This is a genomic window from Halorubrum sp. AD140, assembly GCF_034497445.1.
In the GTDB taxonomy this organism is placed as follows: Archaea; Halobacteriota; Halobacteria; order Halobacteriales; family Haloferacaceae; genus Halorubrum.
The window spans coordinates 1-14,531 of record NZ_JAXRUU010000015.1; the positions used below are offsets into that span (position 1 = coordinate 1).

At 71.1% G+C, this 14,531-nt stretch carries 19 protein-coding genes and 1 tRNA gene; 12 read left to right on the forward strand and 8 right to left on the reverse strand.

Annotated elements, in window-relative coordinates; all coding sequences use genetic code 11:
* The coding region (locus tag U4E84_RS05655; RefSeq protein WP_322531121.1) for a CBS domain-containing protein at positions 1-458 on the reverse strand (458 nt) is incomplete at its 3' end.
* Positions 459-670: 212 nt separating this feature from the next.
* Between U4E84_RS05655 and udk the strand changes: the two genes are divergently transcribed.
* Positions 671-1,366, forward strand: a complete 696-nt coding sequence (udk, locus tag U4E84_RS05660) for a uridine kinase (RefSeq protein WP_322531122.1) — start codon at positions 671-673, stop codon at positions 1,364-1,366.
* 510 nt (positions 1,367-1,876) lie between these two features.
* Here the strand turns inward: udk and U4E84_RS05665 are convergent.
* On the reverse strand, positions 1,877-3,274 hold the full coding sequence (locus U4E84_RS05665; RefSeq protein WP_322531123.1) for a DEAD/DEAH box helicase family protein: 1,398 nt from the start codon (positions 3,272-3,274) through the stop codon (positions 1,877-1,879).
* A gap of 126 nt (positions 3,275-3,400) precedes the next feature.
* Here U4E84_RS05665 and U4E84_RS05670 point away from each other — a divergent pair, with 126 nt between their 5' ends.
* Complete coding sequence (locus U4E84_RS05670) at positions 3,401-3,772, forward strand: hypothetical protein (protein ID WP_322531124.1); 372 nt, start codon at positions 3,401-3,403, stop codon at positions 3,770-3,772.
* 28 nt (positions 3,773-3,800) lie between these two features.
* On the opposite strand, the gene U4E84_RS05675 is transcribed toward U4E84_RS05670, so the two are convergent.
* On the reverse strand, positions 3,801-4,250 hold the full coding sequence (locus U4E84_RS05675) for a universal stress protein (RefSeq protein ID WP_322531125.1): 450 nt from the start codon (positions 4,248-4,250) through the stop codon (positions 3,801-3,803).
* Positions 4,251-4,374: 124 nt separating this feature from the next.
* Here U4E84_RS05675 and U4E84_RS05680 point away from each other — a divergent pair, with 124 nt between their 5' ends.
* Both U4E84_RS05680 and U4E84_RS05685 read left to right on the forward strand, forming a co-directional pair.
* Positions 4,375-5,964: an amidohydrolase gene (locus tag U4E84_RS05680; protein ID WP_322531126.1), complete on the forward strand. Its 1,590-nt coding sequence runs from the start codon at positions 4,375-4,377 to the stop codon at positions 5,962-5,964.
* Between the two features lie 106 nt (positions 5,965-6,070).
* Positions 6,071-6,322, forward strand: a complete 252-nt coding sequence (locus U4E84_RS05685; protein WP_322531127.1) for a hypothetical protein — start codon at positions 6,071-6,073, stop codon at positions 6,320-6,322.
* A gap of 25 nt (positions 6,323-6,347) precedes the next feature.
* On the opposite strand, the gene speB is transcribed toward U4E84_RS05685, so the two are convergent.
* The 4 genes from speB to U4E84_RS05705 form a co-directional block, all read right to left on the reverse strand.
* The gene (gene speB / locus U4E84_RS05690) at positions 6,348-7,190 is read right to left on the reverse strand and encodes an agmatinase (RefSeq protein ID WP_322531128.1); all 843 of its coding nucleotides are present in this window, start codon (positions 7,188-7,190) and stop codon (positions 6,348-6,350) included.
* Positions 7,191-7,197: 7 nt separating this feature from the next.
* Positions 7,198-7,575, reverse strand: coding sequence for a translation initiation factor IF-5A (locus U4E84_RS05695; RefSeq protein WP_322531129.1), 378 nt, complete (start codon positions 7,573-7,575; stop codon positions 7,198-7,200).
* A 116-nt stretch (positions 7,576-7,691) separates the two neighbouring features.
* Complete coding sequence (locus U4E84_RS05700; RefSeq protein ID WP_322531130.1) at positions 7,692-7,967, reverse strand: hypothetical protein; 276 nt, start codon at positions 7,965-7,967, stop codon at positions 7,692-7,694.
* Between the two features lies 1 nt (position 7,968).
* Positions 7,969-9,075 carry an aminotransferase class I/II-fold pyridoxal phosphate-dependent enzyme gene (locus U4E84_RS05705; protein WP_322531131.1) on the reverse strand — a complete coding sequence of 369 codons (1,107 nt, stop codon included), beginning with the start codon at positions 9,073-9,075 and terminating at the stop codon, positions 7,969-7,971.
* Between the two features lie 155 nt (positions 9,076-9,230).
* Here U4E84_RS05705 and U4E84_RS05710 point away from each other — a divergent pair, with 155 nt between their 5' ends.
* The 5 genes from U4E84_RS05710 (at position 9,231) to pyrF (ending at position 13,084) form a co-directional block, all read left to right on the forward strand.
* A complete protein-coding gene (locus U4E84_RS05710; protein ID WP_322531132.1) occupies positions 9,231-10,250 on the forward strand; it encodes an AI-2E family transporter in 1,020 nt (339 codons plus the stop codon).
* 100 nt (positions 10,251-10,350) lie between these two features.
* A complete protein-coding gene (locus U4E84_RS05715) occupies positions 10,351-11,139 on the forward strand; it encodes a hypothetical protein (protein ID WP_322531133.1) in 789 nt (262 codons plus the stop codon).
* Entirely contained in the window at positions 11,136-11,888 is a 753-nt protein-coding gene (locus tag U4E84_RS05720; protein WP_322531134.1) for a methyltransferase domain-containing protein, read from the forward strand. Before U4E84_RS05715 ends, U4E84_RS05720 begins: the two co-directional genes overlap by 4 nt.
* A gap of 106 nt (positions 11,889-11,994) precedes the next feature.
* Positions 11,995-12,138 (forward strand): hypothetical protein, encoded by a 144-nt coding sequence (locus tag U4E84_RS05725; protein WP_322531135.1) that lies wholly within the window; start codon positions 11,995-11,997, stop codon positions 12,136-12,138.
* 115 nt (positions 12,139-12,253) lie between these two features.
* Positions 12,254-13,084 carry an orotidine-5'-phosphate decarboxylase gene (pyrF, locus tag U4E84_RS05730; protein ID WP_322531136.1) on the forward strand — a complete coding sequence of 277 codons (831 nt, stop codon included), beginning with the start codon at positions 12,254-12,256 and terminating at the stop codon, positions 13,082-13,084.
* 15 nt (positions 13,085-13,099) lie between these two features.
* Here pyrF and U4E84_RS05735 read toward each other — a convergent pair whose 3' ends face one another.
* A complete protein-coding gene (locus U4E84_RS05735; protein WP_322531137.1) occupies positions 13,100-13,243 on the reverse strand; it encodes a zinc finger HIT domain-containing protein in 144 nt (47 codons plus the stop codon).
* A gap of 51 nt (positions 13,244-13,294) precedes the next feature.
* On the opposite strand from U4E84_RS05735, the gene trmY reads away from it, so the two are divergent.
* The 3 genes from trmY (at position 13,295) to U4E84_RS05750 (ending at position 14,526) form a co-directional block, all read left to right on the forward strand.
* Complete coding sequence (gene trmY / locus U4E84_RS05740) at positions 13,295-13,915, forward strand: tRNA (pseudouridine(54)-N(1))-methyltransferase TrmY (protein WP_322531138.1); 621 nt, start codon at positions 13,295-13,297, stop codon at positions 13,913-13,915.
* The gene (locus tag U4E84_RS05745) at positions 13,896-14,357 is read left to right on the forward strand and encodes a CHY zinc finger protein (protein ID WP_322531139.1); all 462 of its coding nucleotides are present in this window, start codon (positions 13,896-13,898) and stop codon (positions 14,355-14,357) included. The genes trmY and U4E84_RS05745 overlap by 20 nt, the downstream gene beginning before the upstream one ends.
* Positions 14,358-14,453: 96 nt before the next feature.
* Positions 14,454-14,526 (forward strand) — tRNA-Pro (locus U4E84_RS05750).
* Positions 14,527-14,531 lie beyond the last annotated feature (5 nt).

Genomic DNA, 14,531 nt, shown 5'->3' on the forward strand with positions numbered 1-14,531 from the left:
TGCAGCGATCGGTCGTCGACGACCGCCTCGCGGGCGACGTCGCCCGTCCGGGGGGCACCCGCGGCGAGCGCGTCTCCGGCGGTGACGACGCCGACCGCCTCTCCCTCGTCGACCGCCACGACGCGGTCGACCCCCTCGGCGACGAGCCGCTCTTCGGCGGCGGCGAGCGAGTCGTCGGGGGACACCGTCGGGAGCGGCGACTTCATCACCGACCCGACCGTGAGCTCGTCGCGGTCTCCGTCGGCGTCGCCTCCTCCGTTCGTCCCCTCGGCGTCGAGCAGCGCGGCGAGCGCGTCGCGGCAGCCGAGCCGACCGACGGGCTCCCCCCCGCGGACGACGACGAGACAGTCGGTCCCCTCGTCGACCAGCAGCGCGGTCGCGTCCGACAGCCGGTCCGACTCGCTCACGCCGAGGAACTCGCGATGCATCACGTCGCGAACCGTGGTGTCTGTTCGCATGTGCCGTGGATCCGCCCCGAACGGCTAAAAGCTGCCCCCGGTACCGTTATACCGATTCCGATCCTACTTCACCGATCGGCAGAGCGGTCGGCGGTCCGACCGAGTTGGGCGACGGAACGGCACGCGGGGCCGGCGGAGGCGACCGTGGCCGATCCCGGCGCGGACGCGAGACGAAAAGGAGGCTTCAAACCCTCCGGCGTCCGAGCGAGCACATGGCCATACCCTCGTTCGTGATCGGGATCGCGGGGGGTACCGGCGCGGGGAAGACGACCGTCTCCCGGCTCGTCACCCGCGACCTCGGCGACAGCGTCACCCGCATCCCGCTCGACAACTACTACGAGGACCTCTCGCACCTCGACTTCGGAGAGCGACAGTCCGTCAACTACGACCATCCCTCGGCGTTCGAGTGGTCGCTCCTCCGCGAGCACCTCGAAACGCTGTTGGGGAGTCGGTCCGTCCAGATGCCCCAGTACGACTTCGAGATCCACAACCGGAAGGACGAGCGCGTCACGGTCCACCCCACCGACGTCATCGTGTTGGAGGGTATCCTCGCGCTGTACGACGAAGAGATAAACGACATGATGGACCTCCGGCTGTTCGTCGAGACCGACGCCGACGTGCGCATCTTGCGCCGGATCCGCCGGGACGTCATCGAGCGCGGCCGCGACCTGGAGGGCGTCATCGACCAGTACCTCTCCACGGTGAAGCCGATGCACGAGCAGTTCATCGAGCCCTCGAAGAAACACGCCGACGTGATCATCCCCGAGGGCGCCAACAGCGTCGCCGTGAACCTCTTAGAGGAGAAGCTCCGCGCCGAGGTCGAGGGCGACGCCGTTCGGAGCTGGGAGCGCGGGAGCTTGGAGGAGGAGCTCGGCGAGCAGCGCTCGCTCGACCTCGACGACGACTGAACCGGTTCGATGTTGATGGCGGATCGGTGGGGTACGCCTTCAACGCACCAGTCGTTCGGCTGTACATGTTTGTTTATAAACCGCTCACTGACACGAACACCGCCAAAGCCCCAGCCACGAGGCGATACGTGACCGACCGATCCACGGTGACAGCCTCCAAAGCCCCAGCCACGAGACGGGCGCACGTTCGCTGCGGTCCTCGGTCACTCGCTCCGCTCGTTCCCTGCGGTCCTTGGGTCACCTGCGCCCGTTTCGTGACTGCCCCTTTGAGTCCCACCCCGAACCGCCCCGCACCTCACGCCTCCCCAACCTCGTCACCGGACTACGTCCGGTTGCACGCGAGAGCTTCGCTCTCGCCCTGTCGCTGGCGGCGCTCGCCGCCAGCGACTCCCTCGCGCGGTGCTGCTCGGTCGCAAAGCGGCCTCGCAGGCACGCGCCACCACCCGTCTACTTATAAATAATCCGCCGTCATTTACCGTTATTTAAATACGGTGCCTCGATCGTCCCCGCTTACCGCCGCCGGCTCGCCACCCGCTCTTCGGCCGTCTCCGCGCTGACGACCTCGTAGAGGGTCGCCCGGCCGCCGTCCTCCTTGGGACGCAGCACCCGCCCGAGCCGCTGGGTGAACTCCCGCTCGCTCCCGGAGCCGGAGAGCACGACCGCCACGTTCGCGTCCGGCACGTCGACGCCCTCGTCGAGGACGTTCGCGGCGACGACCCGGCCGTAGGTCCCGTCGCGGAAGCGCGCTAAGATCTCGCGGCGCTCTTTTGCCCCCGTCTCGGCGGTGATCGCGGGCAACAGGAACCGCTCCGAGAGCCGGTAGACGAGGTCCGTGTGGGCGGTGAACACGATCACGCGGTCCCCGCGGTGGCGGTCGAGGATCGACTCCAGCCGGTCGACCTTCCGCCGCGCGTTCATCATGATCTCGCGGGCCGCCTGTTTCGCTAAGAGGGCCTCGCGGGCGGCCGGGTCGTTCCCGGAGCGCTTCACGAGCTCCCGGTAGTCGCTCCCGCTGGAGAACGTGATCCCCGCGTCCCGGACGTACTCGACGAAGGTCCCCTGCTTCTCGTCGTAGCGCTCGCGCTCCTCGGGGGTCAGCTCGACCTCGATCCGGCGGATGTCGTAGGGGGCGAGGTGGTCGCCCGCGAGGTCGTCCACGTCGAGCGCGTAGGCGCGCTCGCCGATCAGCTCCGCGACCGTCTCGTGGGCGCCGTCGGGACGCTCGAACGTCGCCGTCAGCCCGAGCCGCGCGGGCGCCGCGAGCAGCCGCGCGACGTCGCGGTACCCCTCGCCGCCGAGGTGGTGGACCTCGTCGAAGACGACGAGCTCGAAGGCGTCGCCGACGCCGTCGGCCTTCAGGTACGCCGAGTCGTACGTGGACACCGTGACCGCCTCGCGGCGCTGCTCGCCGCCGCCGAACCGCCCGATCGGGACGTCGAACTCCCGCTCCAGCTCCCGCTCCCACTGGTCGAGCAGGTCGACCGTGGGGACGACGACGAGCGTCGGGACGCCGAGCTCGACCATCGCGCGGATCGCGATCACGGTCTTGCCGGCCCCGGTCGGGAGCTCCAGCACGCCGCGGTCGCCCGCGTCGCGCCACGCGTCGAGCGCCTCGCGCTGGTACTCCCGCAGGTCGTAGTCGGTCGCGAGCGCGTCCGGGAGCCCCGCCTCGCTCGCGGCGCGGTCGCTCGCGTCCAGCACGCGGTCCTCGACGCTCGCGCCGGCGACCTCCAGGGCGCGCCGGATCGTGGCGTAGCGGTACGCCGGGGCCCGTCCGGTGCCGGTGCGGGGGTCGGCCTCCACGCCCGGAAGGGGCGGGAGCGACTCCAGGGGGTCGCCGTCGGCGGGGGCCGCGTCGCCCGGATCGACCCGGATCGTCCCGTTCTCGTAGGTCAGCCGGACGTTCATCGCCGGACGTTGCCGACCGACTCACAAAGGGGCACCGCTCCGCGGCGTGCGCACGGACGGACTCGACCCGGCCTGCGCCGGTCGTGGCGACGACGGGTCCAAGTACTTTCCCGAACGAGGAGGGCCATGACGCTCATCGGATCCGCCATTACGTTCGTCGTCGGACTGCTCGTCGGCGGACTGGCCATCTTCATCGCCGCCGCGGTCGTCACCGGCACGCGCGACTACGGGCACGCCGTGTTCACGGCGCTGTTCGGTGCGATCGTCTGGGCGCTCGCGGCGCTGTTCCTCTCGTGGCTCCCGCTGATCGGCGAGTTCATGCCGCTCGTCGCGTGGGTGTGGCTGATCCGCCGGCGATACGCCGCCTCGTGGGTACAGGCGGGGATCATCGGCTTCGTCGCTTGGGCCTCGGCGGTGTTCGTCCTCTCGGTGCTCCCGTTCGCCGGCCTCACCGACGCCGTGGGGGTCCCGTTCGTTCGGTCGATGAACGGGGTCTGAGTCGGGCCCCCTCGACCGTCGCCGCCGCCTACGCCGCGACGGCCGTCTTCACGATGCTGACGGGCGCCGTCGACCGGCGCGAGACGCGCTCGGTGACGGAGCCGAGCATCCGCCGGTAGTCGCCGGAGCGCGTCTTCGAGCCCATCACCGTCAGGTCGATCGCCGCCTCGTCGACGTAGCGGAGGATCTCTTCCTCGGGAACGCCGTAGGTCAGGTCCGTGACCGTCTCCACGCCGGCGTCGGCCGCGTGCGCCGCCACCGCGTCGAGCGCCTCGCGACCCCGTTCCTCGAGGGTCTCCTCGGCGCCCTCCGCGCCGTCGACGAACTCGTCGCCGGAGTATGCGTTTATCACGTCGCTGTCGACGACGTACAGCACGTGGAGGGTCGCGTCGTACCGCTGTGCGGCGTCGACGGCGTGTTCGATCGCGCGGTCGACGCCCTCGCTGCCGTCCGTGGGGAGCAGGATCCGGTCGTACATGTGCGGGACTTCTCGCGGTCGCCGAATAAATCGGTCGACGATTCTCGCGGGGTCGGTCGCGGGTTGCTGCGGGTCGGTCGCCGTTTCCCGAACGGTTAACATGCTTCCCTTCCCGGGTTCGGCCATGACAGAGGCCGCGGACCGACTGTTCGTGAACGGAGAGGTCCACACGCTCGCGACGCCGGACGAGACCCACGAGGCGGTCGCGGTCCGGGACGGGGCGATCGTCCGGATCGGCGGGAGCCGCGAGATTGCGTTCCTGGAGGGGGTCGACACCGACGTCGTCGACCTCGACGGGCGCGTCCTCCTCCCCGGCTTCGTCGACGCGCACACCCACCTGACGACGGTCGGGCGCTACCTCGTCCACGCGGACCTCTCGACCGCCGACTCCCCGGACGAGGCGGTCGAGCTGCTGGCGGAACGGGCGGCGGAGGTGGAGGCGGCCGGTGACGGGTCCGGCGACTCGGCCGACGCCGACGACCCCGTCCTCGGCTACGGCTACGACGAGTCGGCGTGGGAGGAGGAGCGCTACCTGACGCGGGCGGACCTCGACCGCGTCTCGGCTGAGCGGCCCGTCGCCGCGTTCCGCGAGGACATGCACGTCGCCGCGGTCAACGGGGTCGCCCTCGATCGGTTCGCCGAGGCGCTCGCCGCGGCGCCCGACGAGACGGTGCCGACCGACGACGACGGCGAGCCGACCGGCGTCCTGTTGGAGAGCGCCATAGACCCGATCTACGAGGCGTTCGAGTCCGGCCCGGCCGAGACCCGGGAGATCGTCGAGGCCGCGCTGGCCGACTGCGCCGCGAAGGGGATCACGGGGTTCCACGACATGGTGCGCAACTCCCACGCGCCGCGGGCCTACCGCGAGCTCGACGCCGCCGGGGAGCTGACGGCACGCGTCAGGGTCAACTACTGGAGCGACCACCTCGACGCGCTCCGCGAGGTCGGTCTCGGAACGAACGACGGGAGCGAGATGGTCCAGACGGGCGCGATCAAGTCGTACACGGACGGGAGCTTCGGCGGGCGGACCGCGAAGCTCTCCGAGCCGTACGCGGACGACCCCGAGGAGACCGGCCAGTGGGTCGTCGACCCCGACGAACTGGCGGAGACGGTGGCCGCGGCGACCGAGGCCGGCTACCAGTTCACCGCGCACGCCATCGGCGACGAGGCGGTCGACGCCGTCCTCGACGCCTACGAGGAGGCCTCCCGCACCGACCCCGGCGAGTCGCGCCACCGGGTCGAACACGTCGAACTCGCCGACGACGAGGCGATCGACCGGCTCGCCGCGTCGGGGGTCGTCGCCAGCGCCCAGCCGAACTTCCTCAAGTGGGCGGGCGAGGACGGGCTGTACGAGTCCCGACTCGGGCGGGAACGCACCGCCGCGACGAACCGCTACCGCGACATGCTCGACGCGGGCGTCGACCTCGCGTTCGGCTCCGACGGGATGCCGATGGACCCCCTCCTCGGCGTCCACCACGCGGTCAACGCCCGGGCGGAGGCGCAGCGGCTCACCGTGACCGAGGCGCTGCGCGCGTACACCCGCGGGGCGGCGTACGCGGGCTTCGACGAGGACCGGCTCGGCACGGTCGAGGTCGGCAAGCGCGCGGACCTCGTCGCCCTCGACGAGTCGCCGTGGGCGGACCCGACGGCGATCCGCGACGTCGACGTCGCGATGACCGTCGTCGACGGCGAGGTCGTGTACGACGCCCGCTGAGTCGACCGCACCGTCCCAGGCGACGCCTGCGGGCGCGCCGACCCAGACCGCCGCAAGCGCTGCCAGAAAACAGTAGTTATTAATCGTGTAGTTCGTAGCTCGGAGCATGGCAGAGATAGCCATCGAGTACGCTGCCGGCAGTCGCCTCCGACCGGAGGCGGAGACCGCCCGACGCCTGATCGACGCCTACCTCGGCGACCGGTCCGACGTCGACGGCGTCACCCTCTCGCCCTCCGCCGACTCCGTGTTCTGCGTCAGCGTCGAGGGCGACCGAATCTGGTGTACGGATCCGCGCGAGTGGATCGACGCGATGGAGGCCGTCAGCGCCGCGCGGCGACGCCTCTCCGAGCTGTCGTAGGCGGTCGGTCCCCCGACCGACGCGGTCACTCGTCTCGCGCCGCCGCGTGCGTCCGCACGAACTCACGGAGGAGCTTGCCCGCCAGCGCCGCGGCCTGCCCGTCGTCGCGGTCGTTCACCTCGACGACGTCGAAGCCGTCGGCGCGCGACGCGACCGCTCGGACGAGGTCGCGCGCCTCGCGCGGGTCGAGCCCGAACGGCTCCATCGTCCCCGTGCCCGGCGCGAAGCCGGGATCGAGCCCGTCGACGTCGACGGAGCAGTACACCGACTCGCCCGCGAAGGGGTCGGTGCCGTCGCCGCCGTCGAGTCCGTCCAGCCACGCACGGGCGTCCTCGGGGGGGACGACCTCGACGTCGGCGGCGGCGGCGCGCTCCCACTCCGCCTCGGAGCCCGTGCGCGCGCCGACGATGACGGCCCGGTCGACGCCGAGGTCGTCGAGACACCGACGGGTGACGCAGGCGTGGCTCCACGGGTTCCCGTCGTACGCGTCTCTGAGATCGAGGTGGGCGTCGCAGACGACGAGGACGTCGGGATCGGCCGCCTCGACGCCGGCGTAGGTGACGGTGTGCTCGCCGCCGAGGGCGAGCGGGACGGCGCCGTCGAGGGTGACGCTCCGGAGCTCGGCGGCGAGGTGGTCGAGGTACGCGGCCACGTCGTCCCACGGGTCGACGTCGCCGGCGTCGTGGACGCCGAGCGCGGAGAAGTCGCTGTCCGTTCTGCGGTCGTAGTCGTCGTACGTTTGAGAGAATCGCCGGACCCGGTCCGGTCCGAACCGGGTGCCCGGCTGAAACGTGGTCGTGGCGTCGAGGGGAGCGCCGACGACCACGTACGAAGCAGCCTCGCGGTCCGCCGTCGCTCCGGGGAACATCCCTCGATTACCCGACGACCTTGCGCTGGCCCTCGTACTCGAGGTACTCGATGGTGTCGTCGGAGGTGAAGTCCTCGCCCTCGGGGATGCGCATCGTGAACGTCTCGTAGGTGTCGAGGTCCATGACCTGCGCGTCGTTGCCGGAGACGGAGACGACCTGTCCCTGCTTCCGCTCGATGATCGGGACCCAGACCTTCGCGTCGACCGGCTGGGAGAGCGAGCGCTTCTTCTCGTCGAAGACGCCCTTGCCCTCGACGCGCGCCTTGGCGCTCCCGTGTTTCCCGGGCTTCGCCGTGCTGTAGTGGTTGATCTTACAGGGCGAATCGTCCATCATCACGTAGCTTCCCTCCTGAAGTTCGCGAACCTGCTTCTGCTCTCGAGGCATGCGCGCCTCTTTTTCCGGCGCGTGTATAAACGGTTTGGAACGGCGCCGACGACGGGGTTCGGTGCGCGTCCGCGCCGCCGAGCGAGCGGGCGAGCCGCCGCGTAGTCGCCCCCGGGTCAGGGGTCGAGCTCGTCGACGTACTCCTCGCCCTCGTCGGGGTTCTCGTCCGGCGGGACGAACTTCCCGGTGAGCAGGTAGCTGGCGACGAACAGCCCGATGAAGCCGACGCCGACGGCGGCGGTCGTCCGCACCACGAACGGGAACTCCACCCACCACAGCGCCCGGTCGGCGATCATCATGGCGACGACCGCGACGAACAGCGCCTTCTGCTCGTCGGTCGGATCCCGAACGAAGCCGACCACGTCCTCCCTGAGCTCGTCGAGGAGCCCCATCTCAGGCACCTCCCTCGATGACCCGACTCACGCGGTCGAGCCCCTCCTCCAGCTCCTCCGACGGGAGCCCGAAGCCGATCCGGAACCGGTCCGGGAAGCCGAACAGGGTGCCGGGCGCCAGCACGACGCTCTCCGTCTCGACGACGGTCCGGCAGAACGACTCGGCGTCGCCGAAGCCGTCCGGCACCGTCACGAACCCGTTGACGCCGACGGGATCGTGCCAGTCGAGACCGTGGCGGTCGATCCACTCCGCGACGGTCGCCCGGTTCGCCGCCGCCAGCTCGCGGTTCTCCTCCAAGATCCGGGGTTCGCGCCGACCGAGCGCCTGCTTCGCGACGTGCTGGCCGAACAGCGACGGCGAGATGGTGGTGTAGTCCTTCCACCGCCACGCGCGCTCGACGACCGCCTCCGGCCCGGCTATCCAGCCGAACCGGAGCCCGGCGAGCCCGTACGCCTTCGTGAGGCTCGTCGTCGAGATCCCGTGCGCCCCGAAGCTGGCGACCGGCGGCTGCGGCTCGTCCGACAGCAGCCGGTACACCTCGTCACAGAGCAGGTACGCGTCGCGGTCGACGGCGACGTCGTAGACCGCCCGCACCGCCGCCTCGTCGTGATATCGGCCGGTGGGGTTGTTCGGGTTGTTCACGACGATCACCGCGGTGTCGTCGCCGGCCGCGTCGGCGATCGCGTCCGGATCGAGCTCCCACTCCGGCGGCTCCAGCTCGACGCGAGTGACCTCGCCGAACGCCTCGGGGACCGCGTGGAGCGCCTGGTACGTCGGCGTGACCACGACGGCGTGGGTGCCGGAGCCGACGGGCGAGTCGGGTTCGGGCCCCTCGGAGTCTCCCAGGAGCGAGAGGAACGCGAGGAAGTTCGCCTCCTGGGTCCCGCAGGTGAACAGGACCTCGTCGGCGCTCCGGCCGTAGCGGTCGCCGACAGCCGCGCGGAAGTCGGGGTCGCCGTTCGTCGGGATGACGTAGTCGAGCCGTCCCGGGTCGAGGTCGAATCTGCTCGCGTCGAGCGAGCGGATCCCGCTCTCGGCCAGCATGATGTCGGCCTCGTGTTCGTACTCCGCGAACCAGCGTTCGAGGCCGAACGGGTCGATGCGCATACCGGACGTGCGGGGGGCGCGAGGTTAGGTGCTACGGTCTCTCGTGGCGGTACCGGACGAGACGCACCGCCGCGGCGAGCGGCCGGCGTCGGCGGTCGAACTCCACGGAACGACGCTACCGCAACGGCTTTTTGCCGCGGTTGCGACCCGATACCATGTTGCTCAACCGACGGCGACTGCTGGGCACGTTGCTCGTCGCGGTGGCGGCCCTCGCGGCGGTCGTTTTGGCGGAAGTGCTGCGGACCGTCGTCTTCGCGGTCACCGTCGCGTACGTCCTCTACCCGGTCCGCAGTCGGCTCGTCGGACGGGGGTTGTCTCGCCGGATCGCGTGCGCCGTCACCACCGTCGTCGCCTTCGCCGCCGCCGTGCTCCTCGTGGTCCCGCTGCTCTACGTGCTGTATCGTCGGCGGGCGGAGCTGATCGGGATTATCAGGCGGATCCCCGACGCCGTCCCGATCAGCGCGGGCGGATTCGAGCTGACCGTCGACATGGTGCCGTACGTGGCGGCCGCCGAAGCGTGGGTCCGACAGGCCGCCCTCGCGGTCGCGGCCGCGGCGCCACGGCTCGTGCTCGAACTCGTCGTGTTCACCTTCCTCGTGTACGGGATCCTCTACCGACCGGGGGCGGTCGGAGCCGCGGTCTTCGGCGTGGTCCCCGCCGAGTACCACGACATTCCGACGCGGCTCCACGAGCGGACGCGGGAGACCCTGTACTCGATCTACGTCCTCCAGGCGGCGACGGCGGCGGCGACGTTCGTGCTCGCGGTCGCGGTGTTCGCGCTCCTCGGGTACGGCTCCCCGGTCCTGCTGGCCGTCATCGCCGGCGCCCTCCAGTTCGTTCCCGTGGTCGGGCCCAGCGTACTCGTCGTCACGCTGGGGGCCGGCGACATCCTGATCGGCGAGACGACGCGGGCGGTCCTCGTGTTGGCGTTCGGACTCGGCGTCGTCTCCTTCGTCCCGGACGCGGTGATCCGGACGCAGCTCGCCGGGTGGACGGGAAAGATATCGCCCGGGCTCTACTTCGTCGGCTTCGTCGGCGGCATCCTCACCGTCGGCGCGGTCGGCATCATCGTCGGACCGGTCGTGGTGTCGCTCCTGCTGGAGCTCGTCGAGATGCTCTCCGAACACGAGGGGTCGTCGGAGCCGGTCGAGGCGGCGACGGACCAGTCGAGGTGAGCGTCGACGAGCACGACCCATCCTCGAGCAACCGGTGTTCGCCGGGGACGGACCCGCCCGTAACCTGCGAATTCAAGCCTGTCGAGCGCCACGTTAACGCATGGCTGGACCGGATCCCACCGAACTGCGGCGGGTCGTCGACGCGTTCCCCGCGGCTGCCGACGTCGACGGATCTGATCGCGGCGACGACCGTCTCGCCCGCGTCGACGACCTCCTCGACGGGACGTACGGCAGGCTGGTGCGCGAGTGGTACCCCGACCTCGCGGAGCTGACCGAATCGTACGCCGCGGGCGACGTTCTCCGCGAGGACGTGCTCGAACACGTCGAGGCGGTGCCGTCCTTCCGGCTCTCGGACGGGGCCGCGCCGCTCCCGGGAAAGCGGCGGGCGCTCGCGGCGGCCGACGAGGTGTCCGAGGAAGTCACCGATATCGCCGACTGGTACGCGACGCTGCGGTCGACCCTCGACGACGATCCGAACGACCTGACCCGTCTCGAGCGGCTGCTCCACGGCTTCGGCTACGTCCTCGCACACGGCCTCTTCCTCGGCGCGTCGTCGCCCGAGCGCGTCGTCCGACGGCTGCGGCTGGCGTACCGGTCGGTCGGGGTCGACATCGACGAGACGCGCGGCGAGGCCGGCGCCGAGCGGACGACGTTCACCTGTCCGTACCGCGAGGTGGGCACACGGTGGTACGGCGAGAAGTGGGTGTGTCACGAGAAGCTCGACCGCGTCGACGACGGCTACGTGACGTACCTCGCGGAACGGGGAATCGCCTACCAGCGGCCGCGGGACTGCGACGGCAGCGAGCAGTGCTACTCCACCGTCGCGCGCGACGGGCCGGAGCTGTGGTGGCCCAAGACCGCTCCCGCGACGGTTCGGACTCCCTCGTGACCCGACACCGTCGGCGGCCGCGGTCGCGGTCGGCACCGTCGCGGCCGCACTCGGGCGACGGGGTTCCCCCGGCGAACGCCGAGGAGTCGGCGACCCGTCGGATCCAGCGCGGCTACGGGGCGTGGGCGCGAACCTACGACTGGTTCGCGCGGGCGACCGCGTCGGTCGGGGGCGTGCGTTCGGGGTGCGTGCGGGCGCTCGACCTCGACCCGGGCGACACCGTCGTCGAGTTCGGCTGCGGCCCAGGCGTCAACGTTCCGGCGCTCCGGGCGGCCGTGGGACCGACGGGCCGCGTCGTCGGCGTCGACGTCACCGGCGCGATGCTTGACCGGGCGCGGCGGCTGGCCGACCGCCGAGGGTGGGAAAACGTCGAGTTCGTGCGGGGCGACGCCACCGACCCGCCGATCGGGGCGGCCGACGCCGTCCTCGCGACGTTCGTCACGTCGCTGTTCCCGGACCCGTACGCGGTCGTGAGCGACTGGTGCACGCTGGCCGACAGCGTCGCTGTCGCGGCGTTCGCGCCGCGCGGGAGTCGTCCCGCGAACGCCGCCCTCTCCGCGTTCGCCCGACTGAACGGACGGCTGTTCGACCTGGAGGCGGGCGATCCGCTCGGTCAGCTCGACGCGCGGACGGCGGCCGCGCGGCGGTCGCTCGCGGACAACGCGGAGACGGTGACGGAGGAGCGGTACCTGTTCGGGACGATCACGGTGTGTGCCGGGCACGGACGCGCCGGCGATCGCAACGAGTGACGGACGGTCGACGGGCCAATCTCGGTTCGTGAGTGACGAGGGCTCACGTCGGGCGCTTAAGGTAATTAGGGCCGCAGAGTTTACGCGCGACAGCCCGACGTGGGATATGGAATATCACGCGATCCGAAGCGACGCAACGCGCGCGCACGAACGGGCGGGCCCGCCCCCCGTCGTCGTCCAGTGCCCGCCGGCGGACGCGATCCGCCTCCGGCGGCGCGACCTCCGTCGCCAGCTGGGGCTCGTGGCGTGACTGAACTCCGGTGAAAGGGGACGTCGATAGCGACCGCCATCGCTCCCGCCGGTCGGCGATCGCGAGCCCGCGGCGGAACGCAACGTTTAGCGCGCCCGCGGACGCAGTGGCGGGCATGAGCTTCTTCGAGACGCTGGCGGCCCGGATCGAGTCGACGGACAGCGTCGTCTCCGTCGGGCTCGACCCGGACCCGAGCCGGCTCCCCGAGTTCGTCGCCGACGCCGACCTGCCGCGGTGGGCGTTCAACCGCCGGATCATCGACGCGACCCACGAGCACGCCGCCTGCTACAAGCCGAACGCCGCCTTCTACGAGGACGCCGACGGGTGGCCCGCGCTCCGGGAGACGATCGCCTACGCCCACGGCAAGGACGTCCCCGTCCTCCTCGACGCCAAGCGCGCCGACATCGGCAACACGACCCGGCGGTACGCCGCCGCGCTCGACGACGCGGACGCGATCACCGTGAACCCGTACCTCGGCCGCGACTCGCTCCAGCCGTTTCTCGACCGCGCGGAGAAGGGCGTGTTCGTCCTCTGTCGCACCTCGAACCCCGGTGGGAGCGACCTCCAAGACCTCGAACTCGCCTCGGGCGAGCCGCTCTACGAGCGCGTCGCGGCGCTCGCGGACGTGTGGAACGCAAACGACAACGTCGGGCTCGTGGTCGGGGCGACCGCGCCCGAGGAGCTGGCGGCGGTCCGCGAGATCGTCCCCGAGATCCCCTTCCTCGTCCCCGGCGTGGGCGCGCAGGGCGGCGACGCGGAGGCCGCGGTCGAGCACGGGCTCGCCGCCCGCCCAAACGCCGCGGTCGACGTCGGACTCGTCAACTCCTCGCGCGGGATCATCTTCGCCGGCGAGGAGTCGAGCCGTCCGGGCGAGGAGGCGACGTACTTCGGCGCCGCGGGCGACGCGGCGAAGCGACTCAAAAAGCGGCTGAATCGGCACCGATAGGGGACGCCCGCCGACTCACTGCTGGCGGCCCTGCACGCAGGTCGCGCAGGCGCCCCTGGCGTCGTTCCAGTGGTCGTCGCAGACGGCGTTCCCGCACCGCGGACAGCTGTGACGGGCAGGCGCCTCCTCGCACACCTGACAGAGTCCGGTGACGCTCATGCGGTGTCCTTCGGCCGCGTGCCTTATCAGGATCCGGATCGACCCGAGCGTATGCGCCAGTTCGTCGTCGTCGGTCACGAAACGCCGACCGATCCGGACGAGGTCTCGCTGTCGGATCTCCCCGGCGCGGGACGGCTCGACCTGCTCTGTCGGTGCGTCGCGACCGGCGTCTTCCTCTCGCACGGGATCCGCGAGGCCGTGCGGGTCCACCTCGTCGTCGCCGACGAGCTTACCGTTACCTTCGACTCCGATACCCTCCGGCACCTCCACCCGGACGAGCGCAACGTCGCCGCCCGGGTGCGCGACGCGCTCGACGCCAGGGCGGACGCCATCGGCCACATGCCCGCCGACGTCTCGCCGGGCGTCGAGATCCGCCGAATGGGACTGGAAGCGACGCTGGATCGACTGCTCGACGGCAGCGGCACGGGCGCGACCGCCGGCCCGACGCTCATTCAGCTCCACGAGGACGGCGACCCGCTCGCCGACGCCGCGCCGCCGCCGGAGCCCGTGTTCGTGCTCTCGGACCACCGTGACTTCACCGCCGCGGAGGAGTCGTTTCTCGCGGACCGCGCGGATCGCCGCGTGCGCGTCGGTCCCGAGCTGCTCCACGCCGACCACACTATCTCGGTCGTCCACAACTGGCTCGACACCGATGGCTACGAGTCCTACTGAGCGGCGGACCACGACCGCCCCCGCGACCGACGACCGGTTCGCGGTTCCACTCCGGGGCGTCGCCGTCGACCCCGAGACCCGCTGCGCCCACTGGGACGGCCCCGTCGACGTGGTCGCGCTCCGGTTCGGCTGCTGTGAGGCGTACTACCCCTGCGACGCCTGTCACGACGCCACGACCGATCACGAGACCGAGCCTTGGCCCCGCGACCGCTTCGACGAGCTGGCGGTTCTCTGTGGCGCCTGCCGGACTGTCCTGACCGCCCGCGAGTACCTCGACGGCGAGGCGCAACGCGCCGCTGGCAGCGAGGGACACAGTCCCTCGGGTAACCGGGCGTCGCCCGGTGACAGTCGGGAGACGCCGGACGACGACGCCTGCCCGCGCTGCGGGGCCGCGTTCAACCCCGGGTGTCGGGCGCATCGAGACCGGTACTTCGAGGCGTGAGGCGGACGCTGGGCGGGCGGCTCCGGTCGGAATCGATCCCCGAATCGCCCCGATTTTCGGAAAGGTTAAAAGAACGAGCGGCCTTCTCACGAGTGCGGGCCGGTGGGGTAGCTTGGTATCCTTCGGCCTTCGGGTGGCCGTAACCACGATTCAAATTCGTGCCGGCCCACTTTT

Excerpts from the sequence above, each read along its gene's own strand:
- U4E84_RS05675 (WP_322531125.1), bottom strand. The coding sequence starts at position 4,250 with ATGTACGACCGGATCCTGCTCCCCACGGACGGCAGCGAGGGCGTCGAC.
- U4E84_RS05715 (WP_322531133.1), top strand. The coding sequence starts at position 10,351 with ATGGCTGGACCGGATCCCACCGAACTGCGGCGGGTCGTCGACGCGTTC.
- U4E84_RS05665 (WP_322531123.1), bottom strand. The coding sequence starts at position 3,274 with ATGAACGTCCGGCTGACCTACGAGAACGGGACGATCCGGGTCGATCCG.
- trmY (WP_322531138.1), top strand. The coding sequence starts at position 13,295 with ATGCGCCAGTTCGTCGTCGTCGGTCACGAAACGCCGACCGATCCGGAC.
- U4E84_RS05725 (WP_322531135.1), top strand. The coding sequence starts at position 11,995 with ATGGAATATCACGCGATCCGAAGCGACGCAACGCGCGCGCACGAACGG.
- udk (WP_322531122.1), top strand. The coding sequence starts at position 671 with ATGGCCATACCCTCGTTCGTGATCGGGATCGCGGGGGGTACCGGCGCG.
- U4E84_RS05745 (WP_322531139.1), top strand. The coding sequence starts at position 13,896 with ATGGCTACGAGTCCTACTGAGCGGCGGACCACGACCGCCCCCGCGACC.
- pyrF (WP_322531136.1), top strand. The coding sequence starts at position 12,254 with ATGAGCTTCTTCGAGACGCTGGCGGCCCGGATCGAGTCGACGGACAGC.
- U4E84_RS05700 (WP_322531130.1), bottom strand. The coding sequence starts at position 7,967 with ATGGGGCTCCTCGACGAGCTCAGGGAGGACGTGGTCGGCTTCGTTCGG.
- speB (WP_322531128.1), bottom strand. The coding sequence starts at position 7,190 with ATGTTCCCCGGAGCGACGGCGGACCGCGAGGCTGCTTCGTACGTGGTC.
- U4E84_RS05695 (WP_322531129.1), bottom strand. The coding sequence starts at position 7,575 with ATGCCTCGAGAGCAGAAGCAGGTTCGCGAACTTCAGGAGGGAAGCTAC.
- U4E84_RS05705 (WP_322531131.1), bottom strand. The coding sequence starts at position 9,075 with ATGCGCATCGACCCGTTCGGCCTCGAACGCTGGTTCGCGGAGTACGAA.
- U4E84_RS05680 (WP_322531126.1), top strand. The coding sequence starts at position 4,375 with ATGACAGAGGCCGCGGACCGACTGTTCGTGAACGGAGAGGTCCACACG.
- U4E84_RS05685 (WP_322531127.1), top strand. The coding sequence starts at position 6,071 with ATGGCAGAGATAGCCATCGAGTACGCTGCCGGCAGTCGCCTCCGACCG.
- U4E84_RS05670 (WP_322531124.1), top strand. The coding sequence starts at position 3,401 with ATGACGCTCATCGGATCCGCCATTACGTTCGTCGTCGGACTGCTCGTC.
- U4E84_RS05735 (WP_322531137.1), bottom strand. The coding sequence starts at position 13,243 with ATGAGCGTCACCGGACTCTGTCAGGTGTGCGAGGAGGCGCCTGCCCGT.
- U4E84_RS05710 (WP_322531132.1), top strand. The coding sequence starts at position 9,231 with ATGTTGCTCAACCGACGGCGACTGCTGGGCACGTTGCTCGTCGCGGTG.